A 23,283-nucleotide genomic window follows, 5' to 3' on the forward strand; every position below is an offset into this window, starting at 1 on the left:
CTTCTCCCCTTCTCCCCCTCTCCCCCTCTCTTCCTCTCCCGGCTGGAGTCCAATTTCTTGGACAACTGTGTTACAAATTGAAAAGGTAATCTGTCTAGTTCACCTGTTTTCAACCTGTTACAAGAAAATTAAATGACCGCAACCGTAACTGTTACTGATAACCCATTACTAATTGGCAAAGGATTGCCACCGTTTGACGCGATCGCATCCTCACACGTAGTCCCCGCCGTTACCCAACTGCTGACCGAACTAGAAGCCTCGCTAGCTAGCTTAGAAGCGTCTGTTGAGCCGACTTGGAGCGGCTTAGTAGAACCGCTGCAACTGCTCGGAGAGCGTTTAAATTGGACTTGGAGCATTGTCGGACATTTGATGGGTGTGAAAAATAGCCCGGAATTGCGATCGGCACACGAAACAGTGCAGCCGGAAGTAGTAAAATTTTGGAGCAAGCTCAGTCAAAGCAAACCGCTTTATGAAGCTTTTAAAGCGCTACGGGCTAACAAAAACTGGAACAGCTTAGACTCAGCTCAACAGCGAATTGTCGAAGCTGCCCTTCGAGATGCTGAACTTTCCGGCGTTGGTTTAGAAGGCGAGCAAAAAGAGCGTTTTAATGCCATTCAATTAGAAATGGCCGAAATTACTACGCAATTTTCCAATCACGTCCTCGACGCTACCAAAGCTTTCAGTATCACCCTCACAAACAAAGATGAAATTGATGGTTTACCGCCGAGTTTGTTGAGTTTAGCAGCTCAAGCCGCTCGCGCTGCGGGTGCAGAAAATGCGGATGCTGAAAACGGCCCTTGGCGGATTACTTTAGACTTTCCGAGTTACGGCCCTTTCATGCAGCACAGTACCCGCCGGGAGTTGCGCGAAAAGTTGTACAAAGCTTTGATTGGCAGAGCAAGTAGCGGAGAATTGAATAACTGGCCTTTGACCGATCGCATTTTAGCACTGCGCCACGAAAAAGCAGCTTTACTGGGATTTAGCAGTTATGCCGAATTGAGCTTGGCGAGCAAAATGGCTCCCGATGTTGCAGCAGTGGAAGCTTTGTTAGAAGAATTGCGCTTAGCTAGTTACAATGCTGCTGTCAAAGATTTAGAAGAATTGAAAGCTTTTGCTGCCGCCAAAGGCGCTGCGGAAGCTGGGGATTTGAAGCACTGGGATATTGGTTTTTGGTCGGAAAGGCAGCGGGAGGAAAAGTTTGCTTTTAGTGCCGAAGAATTGCGTCCTTATTTTGCTTTGCCGCAGGTATTGGACGGATTATTTGGATTGGTAAAGCGGTTGTTCGGCGTGAGAGTAACGGCGGCGGACGGTCAAGCTCCTGTCTGGCACGAAAGTGTGCGCTATTTCAGAATAGATGATGAAGCCGGAAATGCGATCGCCAATTTTTATTTAGACCCCTACAGCCGCCCGGAAGAAAAGCGCGGCGGTGCTTGGATGAATGAGTGTGTAGTACGCGCTAAATTTGTGGAAGCGGGAAAGACAACAACGCGGTTGCCGGTGGCTTATTTGGTGTGCAACCAAAGTCCTCCGGTTGACGACAAACCGAGTTTAATGACTTTCTTGGAAGTAGAAACTTTATTTCACGAATTCGGTCACGGTTTGCAGCATATGCTGACAACGGTAGACTATCCGGGAGCTTCTGGCATCAATAATGTTGAATGGGATGCAGTGGAATTGCCCAGTCAATTTATGGAGAATTGGTGTTATGACCGCGCGACGTTGTTCGGGATGGCAAAGCATTACCAAACTGGGGAAACTTTGCCGGAACACTATTACCAAAAACTGCTAGCAGCGCGCCACTACATGAGCGGTAGCGCCATGCTCAGGCAAGTACATCTTAGCAGTGTTGACATCGAATTGCACCACCGCTATCGATCGGGCGGCAGCGAAACTGTGGCGGATGTTCGCAAGCGCATCGCTAAAACTACGACTGTTTTGCCTCCTCTGGAAGGAGACGCATTTTTGTGCGCTTTTGGACACATTTTTGCGGGCGGTTATGCGGCGGGCTATTACAGTTATAAATGGGCGGAAGTCCTGAGTGCTGATGCTTTTGGGGCGTTTGAGGAGGCGGGTTTGGAAGATGAAAGTGCGATCGCCTCTACAGGTAAACGCTTCCGAGATACAGTGTTAGGATTGGGCGGCAGTTTGCACCCGATGGAAGTGTTTAAAACTTTCCGGGGACGCGAACCGAGCACTAAAGCTTTGTTGAGACACAGCGGTTTAGTTGCGGCTTAATTAATTGTGTAAAAATCGGGATTAATGCGGGTTAATTTATCTGCATTAATCCCTGTTTTTAGCTGAATTTACTTCGCCTCGCTGCACAAAACGGCTGATTCAGGTTAAGATAAGGGACAGGAGGTTGTACTATGCCAACGACTGCTCAAGAAATTTATACTGAAGTTGTCCGCAATCTGTCGCTGACGGAACGTTTGCGCTTAGCGAATCTTATACTCAACGATTTAGTTGAGAAAAATGTGTCGGTTATCGATCGAAGCGATACTTGGACTGAGGACGATCGAACCGATATAACAAGCTTCTCTTTACAGTACGCAGCTATGCTTTTCCCTGAAAGCCAGGATTAACAAGCGTGACATTCAATCCCGGTGAAGTAGTCACAGTAGATTTTCCCGGTGTGACGGGTATTAAACGCCGTCCTGCTGTGGTTCTCTCGTCAGCAACTTATCAAGCAACTCGTCCCGATGTCATAGTCGGACTTATAACCACTCAAACGATGGATCTAGGGGCTACAGACTGTACTATTCAGGATTGGGCCGCAGCAGGTTTACGGGTTGCATCCGTTTTCCGCAGCTTCATCGTCACTCTACCGCCGTCTGCTAACTTGGTTCGGATTGGGCATCTATCAGATCGTGATTGGAAAGATATTTGTGCGTGCGTAAAACTAGCTTTTGCAGAGTTGAATTAGCCTGATTCACCGTTTTTTCGGTAGCGTGAATTGCCTCAAGGATTCCGCCATCAAGTAACAGGATGGACTAATTGTAGAACATCATGCAAGAAACATCTGTAGTTTTACACATGATCCCCAATCTTTTTGTGCAAAATTGGGGATGATGTACGCGCGGCGTAGCTATCCCGTAGGCGATCGCCCGCCGGTTGTAGCTTAGGTTGAAGGCTCATCAAAGCAGCATCAGTGTTAATACTGTCAGTATAAACTGCCCTTTGCAAATATTTATGTAATTTATCAGTGATTATACTTAACTTTCACTCAACCAGGAATTAACTTTATATTTTGCAACATTTATGGGCTGTTTTTTCGATACAGTTAAGGCTTTTATTGGCAACTAAAAATCCCGGACTTTACCGAATCTTTAATATCAGCGGTCAACAGCGCTACTTTTTTAAAGTTTTGATAAAGACGGGCGGAATAGAACTCAAAAAATAGAAAAAAAGATAGTAAAAACCAAAAAATTGAGTTATGAATAATTTTCAATTTGTCAAAAAACCTTGATATATATGATAATAAGTAAGGATTGATAGTTACTCGTTCACCCAAAATTTAAAATTTTCATGGATATTCAATTAATTAATATCGGTTTTGGTAATATTGTGTCGGCTAACCGAGTGATTGCCATTGTCAGTCCTGAGTCAGCGCCAATTAAGCGTATAATTACTGATGCGCGGGAGCGGGGACAACTGGTTGATGCTACCTACGGCCGCCGCACGAGAGCGGTAATTATTACAGATTCGAGTCATGTCATCCTCTCGGCGATTCAGCCGGAAACGGTGGCTAATCGTTTTGTCATCAACAAAGACGGTCAAAGTCGGGATGATTGAGGTTTGTCAGTTGCAATTTGAGCACTTACAGTCTAGAGTAAGCGAAAACTTAAATTCTGACACGTTTCTCTTCTAAAAATGAAATCCGGTAAATTAATTGTTCTGACTGGGCCTAGCGGTGTGGGGAAAGGCACCCTAGTGCGATCGCTCCTCAACCGCCATCCCGAATTGGATATTTCGGTATCGGTGACAACTCGTGAACCCCGCGAGGGAGAAATTGAGGGACAACACTACTATTTTGTCAGCCGCAGCCGTTTTGAACAAATGGTTGAGGCTGACGAGTTAGCAGAATGGGCCGAGTTTGCCGGCAATCTTTACGGTACTCCATATTTTGCTCTCAAACAGGGCATCGGTGAGGGAAAATGGGTAATCCTAGAAATTGAACTCGAAGGAGCAAGGCAAATTAGAAATAAGTTTCCAGAGGCTTTGCGACTGTTTATTTTACCTCCATCTTGGGAAGAATTGGAGCGCAGGCTGCGGAGTAGGGGTCAAGATTCCGAAAGTGCGATCGCCCGTCGGTTACTGCGGGCTAAACAGGAAATTGAAGCTGCGGGCGAATTTGATTTCCAAGTTGTTAATGATGATTTGGAAGTTGCTTTGAAAGGACTAGAATCGGTATTGTTTGTTAGTTGTGGAAAATGAGGTGCTGACAATTTGACATTACCAACTACTAATTACCAGAAAGAATTGGTTGAAAGCCGGAACCATTTTAGGGGGAAATTAAAAAAACACTATTCATTAATCCAATCCTCTTAATTCCAAGTCAAGTGCTGTCAACTGTCAACTGTCAACTGAATCAACCATTTCTCGGTTCTGGCTAAAACCTCGGTACTTTTTTTAATAGCAACACAAGCTTTTAAATTCAATTCCAGAGTCTCCGACGCGGGGAAAGTTTTCCTCAACGGTTCGATTTCGCGAGCAGGACAGCCCAACATTTCCATATAAGCTAGCGTCCATCCAATAGCTGCAATGTCTCCTACATAGCCTGATCCGGCGCAAAGGTGACAACCCAATTCGCCATCTGATCCGCACTCAGGACAAACCCAATTGCTGAGTTGTAAATTGAGTTGATTTGTGCGGGATGCTGATGCAATTGTTAAGGCTTTAATATGGTTTTGAACTACTTGTTTAAAACTTTGGTTGTGGTTGCTGCGGTGGTAGGAATTGTTGGGCTGCCCGATCGCACTTCCTGGCGGTTGGGGCGAAGCATGAGATGCTGTTTTGTTCTCAATTTTGACTCCAGATTCGCCCAGATTCGCCGTTAGCTGAATACCATAGTCTTTGGGTTCCGTAGTCTGAGAGTGGTTGAGTGCGCTGTTAGAATCGGGATCTGAAGTTGTAAAGGATGATTCTATGTTATCAGCAAAATCTTGCATCGAGAGGTGATGTTCGATCGCCAAAGACCAAGTTCTTTTATGCCGAAGATCGCCATATTTTCTGGCTTCGGCATCAGTAATGCCGATCGCCGCAGCCTCTTGGCGCAGCATATTGATTGAAGTCATTGTATCTGATATCATTAGTTTGTTTGCAGTTAATATACGATCGCTCGCTCGACCTACAAATAAATTACCTTAAATATAGTAACCTAGGTTTCTGGAATTAGAAATATCAATGAATGCAATTTTTCCTGAGACAACGTTGTCGGTGGGCGGACTAACATCATACCTGCAAGAGTTGCTGGAGGGCGATCGCCAACTGCGATCGGTTTGGCTAATCGGCGAGGTGTCCAACGTTTCCCAACACGCCAGCGGCTGCTTTTTCACTCTCTGCGATCCCGACAAAAGCGCTGCGATTCGCTGCGTGGTGTGGAATTCTCAGCGGCAAAAATTGGTGCAAATGCCCGTAAAAGGTGAGCAATTGCTGGTTTTCGGAAGCATCCGGGTTTACAAAAATCGCGGCGAGTACCAGTTGACAGTTGTGCAATCGCTACCGGCTGGGGAAGGATTGGAGGCTTTGCGGTTGCAGCAATTGCGATCGCGCTTGGAAGCCGAGGGTTTCTTCGATCGCGCCAGAAAGCGCCCGATTCCCGCACACCCGCAAATTGTGGCCGTGGTGACATCGGATAGCGCTGCTGCGTGGGGGGATATTCAGCGCACGTTAGCGCAGAGATATCCCGGTTTGCGGGTGTTGCTGTCGCCGACTTTGGTGCAGGGAGATTTGGCTCCGGCTGCGATTGCTAGGGCGATCGCCCTGGTAGAATTGGACGGTAGGGCGGATGTGATCATTTTAGGGCGGGGCGGCGGTTCTGCGGAAGATTTGGCTTGTTTTAATGATGAAAGAGTGGTAAGGGCGATCGCCAATTGTGCAATTCCAATTATTACAGGAATCGGACACGAAAGAGACGAATCTCTCGCCGATTTAGTAGCAGATCAACGAGCCCACACTCCGACAGCCGCAGCGGCCCAAGCTGTACCAATTTTAGCAGAGATTTACTCGGAACACCAGCAAAGAATGCTAAATTTAGCAAGTGTTGTAAAAGCCAGATTTCAGACAGAATTAGAGCATTTGCAACAGTTACAAAACCGACTAAAACGGTTGCCTGCGACATCGCGAACTTTGCGGCAAACAACTGGTAAACTGGAAATATTGCAAGAAAAGTTAGCAGCCCTAAATCCGGCGGCGGTTTTGGAAAGGGGTTATGCGGCGGTAATGCAGGCTGACGGTAAGATTGTCCGCCAAACTGACGGTTTAGAGTTGGGAGACGAGTTAACTGTGAGGTTGAGTCGGGGCGTGCTGAAGGTTAAGATTGTGGAAGTTTTGGATGCAGAATAAATGCTATGGTTAAGTCGAAGTTGCGCCAGTCTGACTGGAATTATGAGGAAACGGTCGATCGCATTGAGGCGATTATCGATCGGGTGGAATCGGGAGAATTGCCACTAGAAGAGGTTTTTGAGCAGTTTGCGGTGGCTGTGGAGTGTTTGCAGGAGTGCGAAGGTTTTCTGGCGCGGGGGAAGGATCAGATGGATTTGGCGATCGGGCTTTTAGCCCAGACACCCGATTTTTAATCCTGCTAATTTTAATCGCAACCAACCCAGAAACCGGGTTTTTTCCACAACCTTCGCAACCAACCCAAAAAATCAAAAAACCCGGTTTCTTAGCCCCCACAACCAACCCAGAAACCGGGTTTTTCCCACAACCCTCGCAACCAACCCAAAAACCCCGAAAAAACCCGGTTTCTTATCCCCCACAACCACCCCAGAAACCGGGTTTTTTCCACAATCCTCGCAACCAACCCAAAAACTCCGAAAAAACCCGGTTTCTTATCCCCACCCACCAACTCAATGCAAACCCTGACAAATGAACCCCGACCAATAAATCAAATCAGCAAAAGTTCTATTGGTGCGGCTTAGATTATTAGCCCCAAGCTGCGCCGCAAAGCTTGGAATGTGGTAATTTGGATCGGCTGCATAGTTTGTGGGTGAGTGTCGGGTCTACTCATTGCCTCTCGCTATATTATCACATTAGTGATTAACTGTTTGCCAAGTATTTAAAATTAAACACCTTAGTTAGTTTACTCTGTTAATTATGGTATTTTATTCATCACTTAAAACTTATTCCTCCATTAGATACTAGAAAAAGTTCCTAGCATCCATCTAATTTCAAAAACCATATCAAAATACATCATTAATACTATAACCATCGTAGTAAAAAAGCTGGCTTCTGTAAAACCACTTCTCGATTTTATTAGGAAATTTATCGCAATCAAAATACTCTTGATAAAAATAATTACCTCTTATATCGATATCATTCTCATAAATATATTCAGCAAAATAATACTTAGAAAAATAATTATCTTTGAAGACATCATCATCAAAATCATCATCAAAATCATCATCAAAATCATCATCAAAATCATCATCAAAATCATCATCAAAATCATCATCAAAATCATCATCAAAATCATCATCCCGCTCAACTTTCTCTGTAGGTGCAGGTGCAGGATTGGGTAGAAGTGTTAATTTCTGATCCTCAACTACATTTATGAATGTAGAATCATAAATCTCTCCAACAATGACGCTTATTTTAACTTGACCGATACTTTTTCCAGCGATAAATTTACCATCTGAATTTATATTGCCACTTGTTGCACGCCAGATGATATTCCCAGGCACCATCACATCCCCTTGCTGATCAAATCCTCTAGCACGAAAAGTTAAATTCTGATTAGGCTTAAGTTGTACTTCTTTAGGGGACTTGCGTATAAATAAAATCCCAGCCATACAATTGTATTGTCGAAAGAGCAACCAAAGGATTGGTATAGTATTAAGCTGCAAGCCCCTAGGATAAATTTCTAATCGTCTCAATACAGGAACTACAATAACTTCAACAGAAGCACTAATCTTAGCTGCATTAATAAATAGTTGACCCGCAAAGTCGAGAATCCGAGCGACAATCTTAAAGATGTTTTTCTGTAACCACGTTTCTATATCAAAACCAAGGATCTCGGTTTCTTCATTTGTAAAATCTGTTTCTGTATTTTCTGCTTGTTCTGTTTGTTGACCCGTCGTAAAATTACTTTTTATAAGCTCGAAAGCCGACTTGAGGATGAAATTACTTGGGGTAGAATTAACAAATGAAAATACACGATATAAAAGCCTCATGTATATTCCCAAGATTAAGAGTTTAGCCCTTACCCCAGATTCCGATATTTCAGTAACATTAGCTGTTACCTTAAATGTACCTTTCGCATTATGATCGGCAGTAAAATTACCGTTTTGGTTGATTTTTCCACCTGTTGTTTCCCAAGAGATTTTTCCAGTATCTATTCGATTGCCATATTGGTCTAAGCCTAGTGCTGTAAATTTTTGGCATTCATCAGGCTTGAGCTTTACTACTTTTTGAGGAGAAATCTCTAATCGCCTTAAAACTGGGAGCAACGTAACTTTAACTGATTGACTAATGCCTTCGACCGTAGCATTAACCGTAACTTCACGCTTTTCATAACCTCCTATAAAAGTTCCATTGCCGTTAATTTTTCCCCCTTGAGTACATTGCCAATCTACTTGATAAATCTGTATTGGTTCATCTTGTTGATCAAATCCTATAACATCAAAAGTGAAACTTTCTTCAGGTTTAAGTGCTGCTTCATTGGGAAAAATAGATAATTCTCTCAATACAGCAATCACTGTAATATCAGCAAAGGTACTGATATTGTATTCCGTGGAAGTAGCAGTTACTCTAAACTTACCTTTAGCATTTATGTCAGCTATAAAATTGCCATTTTGGTCAATCGTACCACCTGTTGCTTGCCAAACTATCCGCCCAATTGCGATGTCACGATCCCACTCATCTAAACCCTGAAGCTGGAATTTTTGATTTTTTCCAGGCTCAATTTTTACTTCCTTTGGTGAAATTAATAATGTCGTTAGTTTTGGCGGTTCAACTACAGTGACATCGGCAGAAATGCTGATTTCACCCAGAGTGGCAGTAACAGTTATTTTCTCTTCTTGATAACTAGCGCGGAACATTCCATTATTCAGAATTGACCCGCCCGTTGTACTCCAGGTTACTTGTCCAATATTTATGTTGTCACCATACTGATCCAAACCTTTAACTTCAAACTGAAAATTTTGCCCAAACTCTAATTGAGCTATTGAGGATGTAATAATTAGTTCTGCTAGCTTCGGAGGTTCAATAATCGTAATTGGGATAACTCGACGAATTGAACTGACAGAAGCTATAATTTCAAAGTTATCTTGATTATTTCCAGCTACAAACTTGCCATTTTTGTCAATCGTTCCACCGCCACTACTTACTGACCAACTAATTTCTCCAGTTTGTATATTGTTACCATACTGATCGACTCCCTTAACTTGAAAATTAAATTTCTGACCAAACTCTAATTGAGGTATTGAAGATATAATAATTAGTTCTGCTAGTCTCGGAGGTTCAATAATCGTAATTGGAATAACTCGAATAATTGAACCGGCTGAAGCTATAATTTCAAATTTACCTTGCTTGCTTCCAGCTATAAAATTGCCATTTTGGTCAATACTTCCACCTCCGCTTACTTCCCATAATACAGTTTCCTGCATGGGATTACTGCGTTGATCTAAAACTTGTGCTGTGAATTTTTTCGTTTTACCAAACTCTAAATTAATACTAGAAGGAGTAATAGAAAGCTGAGTGATTATAGGATGCTCAATAATAGTAATATTGACAGAAGTATCAAAAATGCCTATCTTTGCTTTGACTTCAAATCTTCCTTCTCTTTGACCTGCTGTAAATAAACCATGTTCGATTTTGCCGCCAGTAGTTTCCCAGGTAATATCTTGCTCGTTCAGGTTCATCTCTCTATTATTCTGGTCTAAACCTTTAACAGTAAAATGCTGCTCTTGACCACAAAATAGTCTTTGGAAAATTTCAGAAATAACAATTTTGCTTAGTTTAGGATAAGAACATCCTTTAATAGCATGAAGTGGTTTTCCGGTTTCTGCCTCCAACAATGTTACCCAATCTTTACCTGCGACAGCAAGAGTTTTTCCATTAGAGATAAGTGCTACAGAGCTAATAAAACCAGACTCTTCTGGTAAAGTATAGATGATTTTATTATAATTATCTCGTAAATCAAATATTTTAATGTTTTTGGAAAAGCCTACTACAAGTATATTTTGATTTACATGATAAGCTAGAGAATTAATTGATTGATTGTGAGAGTAAGTATTGGTGCATTCTAAATTTAGAAGAGGTAACGTAGACAAATCTTTATTATCTAATGCGCCAACAATAACTCTACCTAAAACCCAAGCCCCTACAGCTATAGGCCCTCCTAATGAAAATCCCGCTACAGTAGCTGCTACATCTACTAAACCTTTCCCCAAAACAGAAGCTGATTGATTTGAAGACACTTCTTCAGTTTTGGATTGCCAAAATTTGATAACCCCATCACGACTTCCACTAATTAAGGTTGTGTTGCCTGAAGTAATACTTAAAGATTGAATCCAAGCGGAATGTCCTTCAATACTGCGTATGAGTTGACCGCTATCTAAATTCCATAATGTAATTTTATTATTAGTGCTTCCACAAGCGATGACTTTTCCATCATGGCTAATACATAAGCTCAAAACATAAGATAGTTCCTTTTCATTTTTTATGGTTTTACTTAGCTTACCTGTATTTAAGTCCCATATTTTGATGGTTTTATCTGCGCTGCCGCTAACAATCTTTTTTCCATCAGCAGGGATAGCAACAGCAGTAATCCAACTAGAATGACCATTGAGCGTGCGAATAGCCGACCCTGTTTTTAAATTCCATACCTTAATAGTTTTATCTGCACTTCCGCTAACCAAAGTATTTCCATCAGGACTAATAGCAACAGACAAAACCCAGTGCGAATGTCCTTCAATACTACGAATTATTCCCCCCGTTTGCAAATTCCATACCCAAATCTTTTTCCAACTCCCTCCTACTAAAATAGTATTATCTGGGCTTATTGCCAGAGAAGTAATAACATCTGTTGGGCAAGGTGTTAAACTTTCTGGTGTATTTGCCCTCAAACAATAATTATCAGCACGAAAAACGCTGTAGGCAAATTGTTTAACTCGATCGGATTTATCTTTGATTGATTGTTCAATCAATAGTTCTAAGCCTGGTTGACCATGATTGAGAGTTTTTGATAAAGCAGCGAGTCTTTCTTGCTCATTTTGACTAGATAACTGCTTCTTAACTTCTTCAAGTCCTTTAGACATTTTATTTTTCTCGAAATTATTAAATTTCTGCTTTTTTGGTCGATCGCACTCAACAACATTATCTATCATTGTTGGCTGTGCGCCGCCATCCCAGAGTCCAAACAACAATGTCATTACGAGCTCGCGAAACAATCCCAGAATCCCGGCGATTGCTTCACTAAGAGCTCGCAATGACATATCGGACATATCGGTTGGGTGGGGGCGGGTTTACAAAATTATTCATTTTTACCGTAAATTGTTGGTAAACCCGCCCCTACCGCAAATCGCGGTTTGATGTCCAGTTTCTACAATTTGTCGATCGCCTTTTTAGCCTTATCTGCGATATTTTTCACAGCATCTTTAGCATCTTCTGCTGCGTGGCGAGCGGCCGATTCCGCTTGTTTCGCCTTGCCTTCAGCCTGATCTTTTTTGTTCCCCGTGATGTTGCCGAAAATTTCCTGAGCCTTGCCTTCTACGTTTTTGCCGATCGCCTTTGCTCTGTCTTCTGTACTCATAATAAGCTCCGCCGAGTAGTTGAAATTTACTGCTATCCTAACATTAGCTCAACAGCAATTCCTCGCTAACTTCACATTAATTTATGTTTGGTTTGATTGCGAGCGGTTTTTAGTAGGGTGCGTCAGAATGAGTTAATTATTTCGATTTACTCTGATATAAACTGACGCACCCTACAGAACTATCCTGCAACCGCAGATGATGGCAGATACACACAGATGCACGCAGATAATTTTCAGATAGTTTTTGAGCTATCGCGATGTTTTGTAGGGTGCGTTAGAATGGCTTGATTGTTCCCATTTACTCGAATTAAAGCTGACGCACCCTACATTTATTACTTCAAACTCGCCGCCGCAACCTTAATCGGTTCCAGCAATTCTAACGGTATATGCAGCATATTCAATTGGGTACTTTCAACACCTTTCCTTTCATTCCTTTCAGGATCGGGGCCGTGATAATCGCTGCCACCAGTTACCAGCAAACCGTATTCAAGACACAAATCTTTCAACTTTTTAATTTGGCTGGAACTGTGGGTGGGATGGTATACTTCGACTCCCATTAAACCTGCATCTACTAATTCTTTTAAAACTTCCTCAACAGCGCCGCCGCGAAATAAATAAGGGTGCGCCCATACTGGTACTGCGCCGCAACTCTTGAGTAAATCTATGCCTTCGGCGATCGAGAATTTGTCGTAATGCACGTAGGCGGGGCCGTCCTCTCCCAGCCAGCGATCGAAGGCTTCCCGCGATGATTTGGCGTGACCAGCTTTTACAAGGGCAGAGGCAATGTGAGGCCTTCCCGGTGCCATTCCTGGGGATGTTGTTGGCAGTTCGATCGCATATCCCAACGCTGCTAATTTCTCTACCATTTCCTGCGATCGCCTCAATCTTCCTTCTATGCGATCGTTCAAAGGAACGCGCAACTTATTTGCATCGGGATAAAAACCTAAGATGTGCAAAGATCGACCGTTGTGCACTGTGCTGAGTTCGAGTCCGGGGACTATTTCGATACCGTACAAAGCAGCGGCGGCGAAGGCTTCATCCCAACCCGACATCGTATCGTGATCGGTGACGGCCAAGGCGCGAACCCCCGAAGATGCGGCGGCTGCTACGAGTTCGGCTGGGGTGAGAGTACCGTCGGAATAAGTTGTGTGACAGTGGAGTTCTAGCATTGTTTTTCTGATTAACTATTTATCTACTTTGCGAACTCTATTAATCGCACCTTCTCGCAATTTGGGAAGCACCAGCGATATTTAAATACTTGGGATGTTCAGCAAAATTGGCATGATATCAATTCCGGTTGTATCGGAATGATTTAACCGCAGAGAACGCAGAGGACACAGAGAGAGAAGAATGATGTATGATTCCGATGCTGACGGAATTGGCATGACTCAAGCTTTGTTTTGTTCGACTGTCTTGTCTATCTGCAACCTCTGTTCCTATAAATGCTATCACAAAAACTGTACGGAAACTCCCCAACCTACCAAGTATATAATTGCCAGTCGCGCTGTCTTCGCTGCTGAAAGTGCGATCGCCTTTGCCAGAAATCTTCGGGCGATTCCCCACGGGATAGCTTCGCTTCATGGGCTTTGTGCTGTGCTAGTTAGCAAATTGGCTCAAATCAGCCTCTCCAGCCGCTTCACCCCAAGCGCCATAAAGTCATACACCATCACGATTTGAGCGTTTTGGCGATCGAGCTTTTTTGAGGTTTAAGCTGTGGAGGTTACGATAGTGGCATTGTGCGATCGCTAGCGTTGATGATTTTTTTATAAATTAATAACATAACATTCAGGTACAGCGTATGAAATCCACACTTTGCTTTCCCGAAACCTCTGTTCAATCTCAGGTAGATACTTTTGATAATAGTGCTATTGAATCTTGTATCGTAGCCGCTTGGATTGACTTAGTAGGAGGAGATTTTGACAGTTTGGGAGGAGATGATTGGCTTAATTTGTGCGGCGACATTGACGACGGCGAAATTTACCGGGAATGGTTTTTGTGGCAAGACAGCGAAGTCACTCAAGAGTGGGAAGCTTACGATCCAATTACTAATTACCGAGTTGTGGCATCTAGCCGAGAAATGCTGGTTTCTAAAATCGACAAAATCGAAGATACCAGAAAAATTTAGCCTTTCGCGAGAATGTTACATCTTGATGTTAAAATTTAAGAATTCTGTCAAACTCGGTTTCTCCTCAATATTTTGGATCGAACGCGATACATCGTGAAACCGGGTTTTTCAGGCAAAAAATATAGGTTTTGTTTCGTTGAAATGGCTCAACCTACTAATTTAAAACTTGCGCGTCAATACCGAATAAACCGGATTTTTCACCCAGAGTTAAAGCCACAATCGAATATTTTGTTACTCGTTACCAGACTCTGCCTAGTAACGAGCAAAGCACAATTGAATATTTTCGTAAAAAACCCGGTTTCTGCGTAATTCCCGCAATTTATGTCGCTACAGCTTTTTGTTTTTCTCGTTCTAATTTGCGCTGCTTCAAAGCTGCAAGATTTTGTTTAATCGTGTCGATCGCACTTCCATTCCCCTGCTGTTGGTATAATTCGCTGGCACGGATCAAATCTGCCACAGCCTCCCCATCCGATCGCAAATTCGCAAAAATCAAACCGCGATTGTGGTAAGCTTCAGCCGTTGCCACCTGTTGTATGGCGCTAGTAAATTTATCTTGAGCTTTGCGGTAATTTCCCGATTGATAAGCCTCAATTCCTGCTTGAAAATAAACCGCAGCTTTGCTACCTGCGTCAGTATCGGGAAATTCTGGCGAGTTTAAAATTGGTTCTTTAAACAGTACAGAAATGCTGCCCTTGCCGAAGTAAGCCCAAGTCATTGTTCCGATGCCAATCCCCAGCGCAGCGACAACAATGACAGACAGAGCAATAAAATTTGTGAGTTCCATAGAGAAATATTTGTTGTATTACAATATGATAAGATAATTTCTAAGTTCTGGAACAATGGCAGCACAAATTTACTTCAACGGTCAATGGTTTTTCGGTTCCCTAGCTTTAGTATTGTCGATCGGCATAATTACTGCAACTACAAGTTCGGACGCAGCAACCAAGGCGCAAACTCAAGCAGGGTGGCAATTGTTGCAGCGGGATGAGACAGGGTTGGTGGTAGCAATGCGACACGCGATCGCCCCAGGCACCGGAGATCCTGCTAACTTTAAGTTAGGCGACTGTTCCACCCAGCGCAATTTATCAGCCCAGGGAAGAACCCAAGCCCAGCAAATCGGAGCCGAATTTCGCAACCGCAACATCAAAGTTGTTAGAGTTGTATCGAGTCAGTGGTGCCGGTGTTTGGAAACAGCAAAACTGATAAATTTAGGCAAAGTCGAGCCATTACCAGCCCTCAACTCGTTCTTTAGCGACAGCAGCCAAGAAGCCAGACAAACAGCAACAATTCGCAAATTAATTGTTGACAACCGCAACACAAAAGGCGCTATTATTATGGTAACGCATCAAGTCAATATTACAGCGATTACAGATATTTTTCCCCAAAGTGGCGAAGCTGTGATTCTCAAAGGCGATGCACGAGGTAAAATTAAAATAGTCGGACGAATTGGAGGATTTTAGCAATTTACCTGTTACCAATTTCCCTTGTTAATTACCAGTTATCTATCTAATTTACATGACTTTCCAATACAGCGCCGCCCTAGTAACTTTAGCAGACCTCGACAAAGAAGTTCTCGTTAAATTCTACACGAAATTTCTCGACATAGAACCGAATCCTTACATTCCCAATAGTTATGCTGAATTTCACCTCCCCGGCTTACGACTAGGCATATTCAAACCTAAAGATTCCCACAAATCGGAATTTGCAAATCGAGCAAAAACAGGCATGAGTTTGTGTTTAGAAGTCAGCGATATCGAAACTGCGATCGCCCGAATTTGGGCATTAGGTTATCCGCCAGCCGGAGAAATTATCAAAGCCTCACACGGCTTAGAAATCTATGCCTTCGATCCCGCCGGCAACCGCATAATTTTGCATCAATCCTATTACAATATAGGATAATCGCGAATAATTCACGAACTCTCAATCTTCTATTTTCTTCCTTCGCGTCCTTCGCGTCTTCGCGGTTCCTTCAAAATCCCCTCAACTATCTAATCAATTCAGCAAAGCTATAAAAACTGATAATTAATAATAGCAAAGCAGTGAAATGAGTCCACTGAAATTGAGGGCGAGGCCCGATATATTCTCGCACCAAAATTGAAAAAGACGAACCAATTATATAACTCAAAGACAGAGTTAAATACTGCCACTGCCATGTTACACTCCACAGCCCCAACAAAATCATCGCCAAAATCAACATCACCAACTCAACAAAGCGAGGCGGATTTTGCTGAGTAGACAAAATCACAGTGTTCAACCAATATTCCCAAGGTCTCATGTGTTAGCGATCGAGCTTTTGGATTTAGCCTTCCAGCTTAACCTACGATCGCCATTCAGTTTGTTGCAGCAAACACGCCAAAGCCTCCGCCGTCTCCACCTGCGGAAACTGCCCATAAAAGCGACTGACACTGTAAAAAGGGTGAGGAGTCTCCAGAATAATCGACTTATCGGCTATTTCCGCCAAAAAATCCATCAAATCTAGCGGGGCGACGGGCGCGCAAATCCACAAAGCCGCAGGTTGCTGCGACAGCAAAGCCTTCGCCGCCACAGCCACCGTCATCCCCGTAGCAATGCCATCGTCCACCAAAATCGCCAAAGCCCCCGCCGCGCTGACATTTGGTCGCCCCGAAGCCAAATCCGCTAACAGAGATTGAGCGCTATTTTCAGCCTGCTGGAGTGCTGATTTTTGCAAGCGTAAATTGTGCTGCTTTTGCTTTTGCCAGATCACCTGGCCATCAGCAGTTGCCGCCCCGATCGCGAATTCCAAATGATCTGGGCGAGTAATTTTCTTGGCGACAACCACATCCAAAGCACAACCCAAGCGGCGCGCGATCGGCACAGCAACCGGCAAACCCCCGCGTGGTAAGGCATAAACAATCGGTTTAATAGCTTCCTGTGCGCTTAAATTCAACTGACCGAGCTCGTCTTCAACTGCCTCGGCCAGTTTTTCGCCTGCATCGGCGCGATCGTCAAAAAACGGGTTAGACAACATATTCCTGCCTGTACGAGCTCAACCAAACAATTGGAGATTTGCGAGTGTTAATTTGGGATTGTGCGTAAAGCGTAGCTATCCCGTAGCGAATCCACAGCAGCGCATAGAAGCATCCAGTAAATCTCAGATCGCCCAGCGCCATCTAAACTATAAACTCTAGACTAAACAAAATCTCTCTAATTGTAAAATATATGTCCAGCGACTTGCAACTTAGCCTGTTTGACAGCAATCAAAGTGCCGCCTTCCAAAACGACTCAATCCCAGCAAATGCCAAAATTCCCATTCCCGCCGGCACTTATCAAAATATGGAACAAATCGGCGATCACTGCAACCGCTGTCACCGCTGCGAATTGGGTAACACCCGCACCCACGCCGTCATCGGGCGCGGCAATCCTCAAGCCTCAATTTTGATTGTGGGAGAAGCGCCCGGACAAAACGAAGATGAAACCGGATTACCATTCGTAGGGCGATCGGGCAAACTGTTAGATAAGATTTTAGAATCCGTAGAATTGAGTGCAGAAACCGACGTATTCATCGCCAACGTCATCAAATGTCGCCCACCCAAAAACCGCCCTCCCACAGCCAAAGAAATCGAAGCTTGCAAACCATACTTGCTCGAACAAATTCGCATTTTAGACCCCAAAATTATTTTATTAACCGGTGCAACAGCCCTCAAAGGATTGTTAAGCGACAAGCGGCCAATTAGTAAAATCCGAGGTCAATGGATAGAATGGGAAGGACGTTTGTGTATGCCAATTTTTCACCCATCATACTTATTGCGAAATCCCTCCCGCGAACCGGAGACACCAAAATGGTTTATGTGGCAAGATATGCAGGTAATCAAAGCTAAATTGGATGAATTTAAAACGGCAAGTTAATCAGTAATTACGCCTGATATCATTGCTGGTGAACCGCAACACTTGTAGGCGCGGGTTCACCAACAATCTCAGGCTGAAACGAATAATCTGATAAACCCGCCCCCACCCACGCGACAGAATTCTTGATATAAAACAGTGAATACTAGAGAAGTATTCACCAACAATATCAGGCTCAAACCAACAATTTATTACCGGATGGCAAATATGAACTCAATCAATCCCACAACCCAAGAAACACTCTCTGAACCAGAAATTGATTTAATAGTTGAAATCGAAGCTAACAATGACTCAGCGTGGGAAACTCCCATTATTGTTCAAAAACCACCGACTTCTTTATCCATTCCCTCTGAACTTGCGATCAAAGCAGCTTTTTTAGCGGGATTGCATCAAGAAACAGATGTTGAGGCGTGGATTATTCGCCTAATTCGAGAACGACTAGAACTAGAAGAAGCAGCATATTTGGAAATCAAACAGAATTTGGCTAGAGAATTCAGTAGTTAAAGCGCCGTCTTATTTTCTCCTTGTGCACGACAATCTCGCAACCACAAACGAATCGCCTCAGCAATTGCGCTTTTCTCACTTTCTGGCGGCGACAACGCACGAACATCCGCCACTGTACCAAACCGAGAAACAATTTTTACTAATTCCCAGCCCTTCTCCGTTTTAGCTAAAAACAGCCAGTGATATTGCTGAATTTCAACTCGTTTCCCCTCGCGATACTGCCGTTCTAATGTAGTAATAAAAACTTGACTGGCATTTTCAGGAAGTGCTTCTTCAAAATTTAAAGGTAGCGGTTCAAACTCCGGGCGACCTGCTAAAATTATTTGACGCTGCACGTAATCGATCGCTCTAGAATTGTTAGGAGCAAAGCCCGATCGCGCAATTACACGGTTAGCATAACTCGGCAAATCTTGCAACAGCCGATCGACTAAAGCTTCCAAATCTGCCGGACAGGGCGATCGGGCTAACAAACCATACCGACTTGCGTTTATACTGCGATCGGCATTTGTGACAACATTAACAGCCAGAGTCGGACTTGCAACCGCAGATATTAGCAGATAAACACAGATGTACGCCGATGGAAGTTTACCTGTATTCATCCGTGTTTACCTGCGGTTTAACAAACATTCAAATTGTTATCCCAACTCTTCACAAATGCGCGCAAAAGCCGCCACCGGATCGTCGGAAGCTGTAATCGGCCGCCCAATTACCAGATAATCTGCACCTGCTTTAAATGCCGCTTTTGGAGTCATCGATCGTTTTTGATCGCCCCCCTCGGCCCATTTCGGACGCACACCGGGACAAACCAACACAAAATCATCCCCGCAACTCATTCTTAACTGTTCCACTTCTTGCGGAGAACAAACAGCACCAGCTAAACCACTTTCCTTAGCCAACAATGCCATGTGCAAAGCATATTCTGGCAACTCTAAAGGTATTTTCAACTCAAAAGCTAACTGTCGCGAATTCAAACTCGTTAACAGCGTAATTGCAATCAATTTAGGAGTCGGTTTATCAACCGCCGCCGCCCCTTCTACCAAAGCTAACTGTGCCGCTTTCAGAGCATCTTTACCACAAGTAGAATGGATAGTCAATAAATCCACGTTGTACTTAGCCGCAGCCCGACAAGCACCAGCCACAGTATTGGGGATATCGTGAAATTTCAAATCGAGAAAAATCCGCTTTTCCCGCTGTTTTAAAATTTCCAAAATCCCCGGCCCGGAACTCACAAACAGTTCCAAACCCACTTTCCAGAAAGATACTTGCGGGAGTTTGTCAAGAAGTGCGATCGCCTCTTCTTGACTCGAAACATCCAAAGCCACAATAATTCGATTATCAGCGTTCATCAGCGTTCATCTGCGGTTAAAAAAGATATTCAAGACACCAATCGCACAAACTTATTTTTGCCCACTTGCAAAACCTTACCGAATAAATCAGCAGGTGATTCAAACGTAAGATTAACATCAGAAACTTTGTCGCCCTCCAACTTCACCCCACCGCCCTGCATCAACTTCCGTGCATCACCGCTGCTCTTACAAAGCCCGCTAGCACTCAGAATATAAAACAACTTAGCCGGAAACTGCACGTTTGCCAAAGAAAACTCCGCCACAGCATCAGCCTGTCCCGCCGCACCTTTGATTAGCGCGATCGCATCTTGTTGGGCGCGATCGCCCGCTGCTTTCCCCCAATACTGACTTACCACATCCACAGCTAAAAGTTTCTGCTTTTCGCGCGGATTTTCTGGCAAATCATCAAGGGGCAAATTTGTCAATAGTTCAAAATACTGGGCGATCGAACTATCGGCAATTTTCTCCAACTTAGAATACATCGTCAGCGGGTCATCGGACAAACCTACATAATTATGCAAAGACTTCGACATCTTCTGCACGCCGTCAGTCCCCAGCAAAATCGGCATCAGCAAACCAAACTGCGGTTTCATCCCAAAATGCCGCTGCAAATCCCTCCCCACCGCAATATTAAACTTTTGGTCAGTTCCCCCCAACTCCACATCCGCCTCCAAAGCCACCGAATCGTAACCTTGCATTAGCGGATACAAAAACTCGTGCAGGTAAATCGCATTTTCCTGCTGCATCCTGTTGTCAAATCCCTCTTTAGCGAGCATCTGCTGCACTGTCATCGTGCCTAGCAGTTCCAAAATCTTCGCCAAGTCCAATTTTGACAACCACTCGGAGTTATAGCGAATTTCCAAACGTCCGGGTGTGTCAAAATCTACAATCGGACGCACTTGGTTTAAATAAGTCTTGGCATTTTCTGCCACTTGTTCGGCTGTCAACTGGCTGCGCGTCTCCGATTTTCCTGTCGGATCGCCAATTCTTGCGGTAAAATCTCCGATGACCAGTACCGCCGTGTGACCGGCATCCTGAAAAGCTCTGAGCTTGCGGAAACAAATGCTATGTCCCAAGTGAATGTCAGTCCCTGTGGGATCAATTCCCAGTTTGACTCGCAACGGACGATCGACTTTTGCCAGCAGTTGGGCCAGATTTTCGTCAGGGTTGCTAGAATCAGGTCGATCGGGAAAAATCTCGCTGATGCCACGGTAAAGCGCTGAAAGGTTAGGAGTTATCATAGGGGAGCGATCGGAAACCATAAAACTCTAATATTTTGCCAAAGTGCAGCGGAATTAGTTAAACTCACTGATTGACACATAAACACACAACTATCAAGCTACCATAATCCCAAAGCTGACCGGCTTTCATTCGCTGAAAGCCTCCAGAGTTTCCATCTAAAATTAAAAGTCTTAAACCCCAAATCGAGTGAGGAAGTGAAATCCACGTGTCAACCAACGCAGTTCGCAAAAATACGGAAAACTCAGCCCCTGTATTCGAGTTTGTTCAGTCAGTCAGCAAAGTGACCGCCGGAACCATACTCAGCATGACAATGCTTGCCAGTTCCGTAGTCGCCGGCGGATTGGTTGGCTTAGCGATCAGCTTCCGCAATTTGCCAGATGTTCGCATCTTGCAAACCTACTCTCCCACCGAAACTACTCACATTTACGACATCAACGGCAAGCCCCTAGCCAGTATCCACGATGAAGCTAACCGGGATGTCGTACCTCTTGACAAAATCTCCCCGAACCTGAAACGGGCCGTAATGGCGATCGAAGATAGCAACTTCTTCACCCACAAAGGCATCAACCCCGGCGGGATAGCCAGAGCTCTTATAGTCAACCTAGAGAAAGGTAGAACCGTTGAAGGCGGCTCGACTATGACAATGCAGCTAGTCAAGAACCTGTTTCTATCTCCCCAGTCAAAATTTAGTCGCAAGATAGCTGAAGCGGTAATGTCTATCCGCTTGGAGCAAATTCTCAACAAAGACCAAATTCTGCAACTGTACCTGAATCAAATCTACTTAGGGCACAACTTGTACGGCGTAGAGACAGCCTCTCGAAGCTATTTCAACAAGTCAGCAGATAGTTTGAGCCTTGCGGAAGCAGCCATGCTCGCCGGCTTAATTTCCGCCCCCGAAGAATACAGTCCTTTTGTCAATTACAAATTGGCAAAAGAGCGGCAGGAAACTGTTTTAACCCGGATGAAGGATCTCAAATGGATTACGCCGGCGGAAGCGGATACCGCCCGATCGCAAAAAATTAAGCTTGGCAAAATCACCTCTTTTGGTGGCTCCCAAGTTCCTTACGTCACACAAGCCGTAGTCCAGGAACTGACACGGCGTTTTGGGCGAGATGCCGTACTCAAGGGAGGAATGCGCGTTCAAACGACGATCGACCTTAAAATGCAGCGCATAGCCGAAGAAACCGTCAAAACGTGGCACAATCGACTTTACAACCAAGGACTTTTTTACGATCGCGACCAAGGACAAATTGCCCTAGCAGCCGTCGATCCCCGCACCCACTTCGTCAAAGCAATGGTTGGCGGAGTCGATTACCAAAAGAGTGAATTCAACCGTGCCATTCAAGCACGCCGCCAGCCCGGATCTTCTTTTAAACCTTTTGTCTACTACGCTGCCTTTGCTAGCGGCAAATACACCCCCGACTCAATTGTCTACGACTCCCCAGTCGGCTACCGCGACGGCGACGGCTACTACTACCCTCAAAACTACGGCGGCGGATTCTCCGGCGCTGTCAGCATCCGCAGAGCCTTGGAATCATCCCTCAACGTTCCCGCCGTCAAACTCGGCCAAGAAGTCGGATTGAATAAAGTCATTGAAATTTGCCGGACACTCGGCATCAGAAGTCCGATGGAACCCGTGATTTCTTTGCCATTAGGTGCCGTTGACTTGACACCTTTAGAAATGGCCGGAGCTTTTGCTACCTTCGCCAACAACGGCTGGCATTCTGACACCACGTTTATCGTCCAAGTCACCGACAGCAGCGGCAACGTCTTGCTCGACAATACGCCCAAACCAAAACCAGTTCTCAACGCCTGGGCCGCAGCATCCGTCAACAGCGCCCTGCAAGGGGTAGTTAACAACGGAACGGCAAGGGCGGCCCAACTCGGCCGGCCGGCTGCTGGGAAAACAGGTACAACTTCCTCAGAACGCGATATTTGGTTTGTCGGTTACGTGCCGCAGTTGTCGGTTGCTGTCTGGATGGGCAACGACAATTACGCACCGATGAGCTACGGTGCTACCGGCGGTGGGATTGTTGCCCCTGTTTGGCGAGATTTTATGAGCCAAGCTTTGGAGGGCGTTCCCGTAGAAAGTTTTAAACCTGCGTCAGCTTTTGAGCGGCCTTAATTATTAGTCATTAGTCATTAGTCATGAGTCATTAGTCATGAGTCATTAGTCATTAGTCATTGGTCATTGGTCATTAGTTGAATTTTGACTGTTGACTAATGAC

At 44.4% G+C, this 23,283-nt stretch carries 24 protein-coding genes; 14 read left to right on the forward strand and 10 right to left on the reverse strand.

What is annotated here, in order from left to right:
• Positions 1–132 precede the first annotated feature (132 nt).
• The 5 genes from K4039_RS18785 (at position 133) to gmk (ending at position 4,434) form a co-directional block, all read left to right on the forward strand.
• Entirely contained in the window at positions 133–2,235 is a 2,103-nt protein-coding gene (locus tag K4039_RS18785) for a M3 family metallopeptidase (RefSeq protein ID WP_265237396.1), read from the forward strand.
• A 131-nt stretch (positions 2,236–2,366) separates the two neighbouring features.
• Positions 2,367–2,582, forward strand: a complete 216-nt coding sequence (locus tag K4039_RS18790; RefSeq protein ID WP_265237398.1) for a hypothetical protein — start codon at positions 2,367–2,369, stop codon at positions 2,580–2,582.
• Between the two features lie 5 nt (positions 2,583–2,587).
• Positions 2,588–2,923 carry a type II toxin-antitoxin system PemK/MazF family toxin gene (locus K4039_RS18795; RefSeq protein ID WP_265237400.1) on the forward strand — a complete coding sequence of 112 codons (336 nt, stop codon included), beginning with the start codon at positions 2,588–2,590 and terminating at the stop codon, positions 2,921–2,923.
• Positions 2,924–3,525: 602 nt separating this feature from the next.
• Positions 3,526–3,792 (forward strand): extracellular matrix/biofilm regulator RemA, encoded by a 267-nt coding sequence (remA, locus tag K4039_RS18800; RefSeq protein ID WP_265237402.1) that lies wholly within the window; start codon positions 3,526–3,528, stop codon positions 3,790–3,792.
• A gap of 78 nt (positions 3,793–3,870) precedes the next feature.
• On the forward strand, positions 3,871–4,434 hold the full coding sequence (gene gmk / locus K4039_RS18805; RefSeq protein ID WP_265237404.1) for a guanylate kinase: 564 nt from the start codon (positions 3,871–3,873) through the stop codon (positions 4,432–4,434).
• 131 nt (positions 4,435–4,565) lie between these two features.
• Here gmk and K4039_RS18810 read toward each other — a convergent pair whose 3' ends face one another.
• Positions 4,566–5,294 carry a hypothetical protein gene (locus K4039_RS18810; protein ID WP_265237406.1) on the reverse strand — a complete coding sequence of 243 codons (729 nt, stop codon included), beginning with the start codon at positions 5,292–5,294 and terminating at the stop codon, positions 4,566–4,568.
• A gap of 109 nt (positions 5,295–5,403) precedes the next feature.
• Here K4039_RS18810 and xseA point away from each other — a divergent pair, with 109 nt between their 5' ends.
• Both xseA and xseB read left to right on the forward strand, forming a co-directional pair.
• Positions 5,404–6,564, forward strand: coding sequence for an exodeoxyribonuclease VII large subunit (gene xseA, locus K4039_RS18815; RefSeq protein WP_265237408.1), 1,161 nt, complete (start codon positions 5,404–5,406; stop codon positions 6,562–6,564).
• A gap of 5 nt (positions 6,565–6,569) precedes the next feature.
• A complete protein-coding gene (gene xseB, locus K4039_RS18820; protein WP_265237410.1) occupies positions 6,570–6,797 on the forward strand; it encodes an exodeoxyribonuclease VII small subunit in 228 nt (75 codons plus the stop codon).
• 606 nt (positions 6,798–7,403) lie between these two features.
• Here xseB and K4039_RS18825 read toward each other — a convergent pair.
• The 3 genes from K4039_RS18825 to K4039_RS18835 all read right to left on the reverse strand — a co-directional run bounded on the left by K4039_RS18825 (position 7,404) and on the right by K4039_RS18835 (position 13,143).
• The gene (locus tag K4039_RS18825) at positions 7,404–11,657 is read right to left on the reverse strand and encodes a WD40 repeat domain-containing protein (RefSeq protein ID WP_265237412.1); all 4,254 of its coding nucleotides are present in this window, start codon (positions 11,655–11,657) and stop codon (positions 7,404–7,406) included.
• 107 nt (positions 11,658–11,764) lie between these two features.
• Positions 11,765–11,974: a CsbD family protein gene (locus tag K4039_RS18830; protein ID WP_265237414.1), complete on the reverse strand. Its 210-nt coding sequence runs from the start codon at positions 11,972–11,974 to the stop codon at positions 11,765–11,767.
• 332 nt (positions 11,975–12,306) lie between these two features.
• A complete protein-coding gene (locus tag K4039_RS18835) occupies positions 12,307–13,143 on the reverse strand; it encodes a PHP domain-containing protein (protein WP_265237416.1) in 837 nt (278 codons plus the stop codon).
• Between the two features lie 181 nt (positions 13,144–13,324).
• On the opposite strand from K4039_RS18835, the gene K4039_RS18840 reads away from it, so the two are divergent.
• Positions 13,325–13,651, forward strand: coding sequence for a hypothetical protein (locus tag K4039_RS18840; RefSeq protein WP_265237418.1), 327 nt, complete (start codon positions 13,325–13,327; stop codon positions 13,649–13,651).
• Positions 13,652–13,772: 121 nt separating this feature from the next.
• Positions 13,773–14,099, forward strand: coding sequence for a hypothetical protein (locus K4039_RS18845; RefSeq protein ID WP_265237420.1), 327 nt, complete (start codon positions 13,773–13,775; stop codon positions 14,097–14,099).
• A 319-nt stretch (positions 14,100–14,418) separates the two neighbouring features.
• Here K4039_RS18845 and K4039_RS18850 read toward each other — a convergent pair whose 3' ends face one another.
• On the reverse strand, positions 14,419–14,883 hold the full coding sequence (locus K4039_RS18850; RefSeq protein WP_265237422.1) for a hypothetical protein: 465 nt from the start codon (positions 14,881–14,883) through the stop codon (positions 14,419–14,421).
• 55 nt (positions 14,884–14,938) lie between these two features.
• On the opposite strand from K4039_RS18850, the gene K4039_RS18855 reads away from it, so the two are divergent.
• A complete protein-coding gene (locus K4039_RS18855; RefSeq protein ID WP_265237424.1) occupies positions 14,939–15,559 on the forward strand; it encodes a histidine phosphatase family protein in 621 nt (206 codons plus the stop codon).
• Positions 15,560–15,614: 55 nt separating this feature from the next.
• Positions 15,615–15,998: a VOC family protein gene (locus K4039_RS18860; RefSeq protein WP_265237425.1), complete on the forward strand. Its 384-nt coding sequence runs from the start codon at positions 15,615–15,617 to the stop codon at positions 15,996–15,998.
• An 85-nt stretch (positions 15,999–16,083) separates the two neighbouring features.
• On the opposite strand, the gene K4039_RS18865 is transcribed toward K4039_RS18860, so the two are convergent.
• On the reverse strand, positions 16,084–16,344 hold the full coding sequence (locus K4039_RS18865; RefSeq protein ID WP_321161629.1) for a hypothetical protein: 261 nt from the start codon (positions 16,342–16,344) through the stop codon (positions 16,084–16,086).
• Between the two features lie 72 nt (positions 16,345–16,416).
• On the reverse strand, positions 16,417–17,088 hold the full coding sequence (locus tag K4039_RS18870; protein ID WP_265237427.1) for a phosphoribosyltransferase: 672 nt from the start codon (positions 17,086–17,088) through the stop codon (positions 16,417–16,419).
• 191 nt (positions 17,089–17,279) lie between these two features.
• On the opposite strand from K4039_RS18870, the gene K4039_RS18875 reads away from it, so the two are divergent.
• Entirely contained in the window at positions 17,280–17,966 is a 687-nt protein-coding gene (locus K4039_RS18875; RefSeq protein WP_265237428.1) for a uracil-DNA glycosylase family protein, read from the forward strand.
• A 135-nt stretch (positions 17,967–18,101) separates the two neighbouring features.
• Positions 18,102–18,467: a hypothetical protein gene (locus K4039_RS18880; RefSeq protein ID WP_265237429.1), complete on the forward strand. Its 366-nt coding sequence runs from the start codon at positions 18,102–18,104 to the stop codon at positions 18,465–18,467.
• Here K4039_RS18880 and K4039_RS18885 read toward each other — a convergent pair.
• Genes K4039_RS18885 through tyrS form a run of 3 tightly spaced genes read right to left on the reverse strand, consistent with a single transcriptional unit; the run spans position 18,464 to position 21,054 of the window.
• The gene (locus tag K4039_RS18885) at positions 18,464–19,066 is read right to left on the reverse strand and encodes a hypothetical protein (protein ID WP_265237431.1); all 603 of its coding nucleotides are present in this window, start codon (positions 19,064–19,066) and stop codon (positions 18,464–18,466) included. The two genes, K4039_RS18880 and K4039_RS18885, sit on opposite strands and share 4 nt — an antisense overlap.
• A 36-nt stretch (positions 19,067–19,102) precedes the next feature.
• A complete protein-coding gene (gene pyrF, locus K4039_RS18890; RefSeq protein ID WP_265237432.1) occupies positions 19,103–19,813 on the reverse strand; it encodes an orotidine-5'-phosphate decarboxylase in 711 nt (236 codons plus the stop codon).
• Positions 19,814–19,842: 29 nt separating this feature from the next.
• Complete coding sequence (gene tyrS / locus K4039_RS18895; protein WP_265237433.1) at positions 19,843–21,054, reverse strand: tyrosine--tRNA ligase; 1,212 nt, start codon at positions 21,052–21,054, stop codon at positions 19,843–19,845.
• 206 nt (positions 21,055–21,260) lie between these two features.
• On the opposite strand from tyrS, the gene K4039_RS18900 reads away from it, so the two are divergent.
• Complete coding sequence (locus K4039_RS18900; RefSeq protein WP_265237434.1) at positions 21,261–23,180, forward strand: transglycosylase domain-containing protein; 1,920 nt, start codon at positions 21,261–21,263, stop codon at positions 23,178–23,180.
• Positions 23,181–23,283: the final 103 nt, after the last annotated feature.

Origin of the sequence: Lyngbya sp. CCAP 1446/10, assembly GCF_026130175.1 — a bacterium.
Taxonomy (GTDB): Bacteria; Cyanobacteriota; Cyanobacteriia; order Cyanobacteriales; family Microcoleaceae; genus Microcoleus.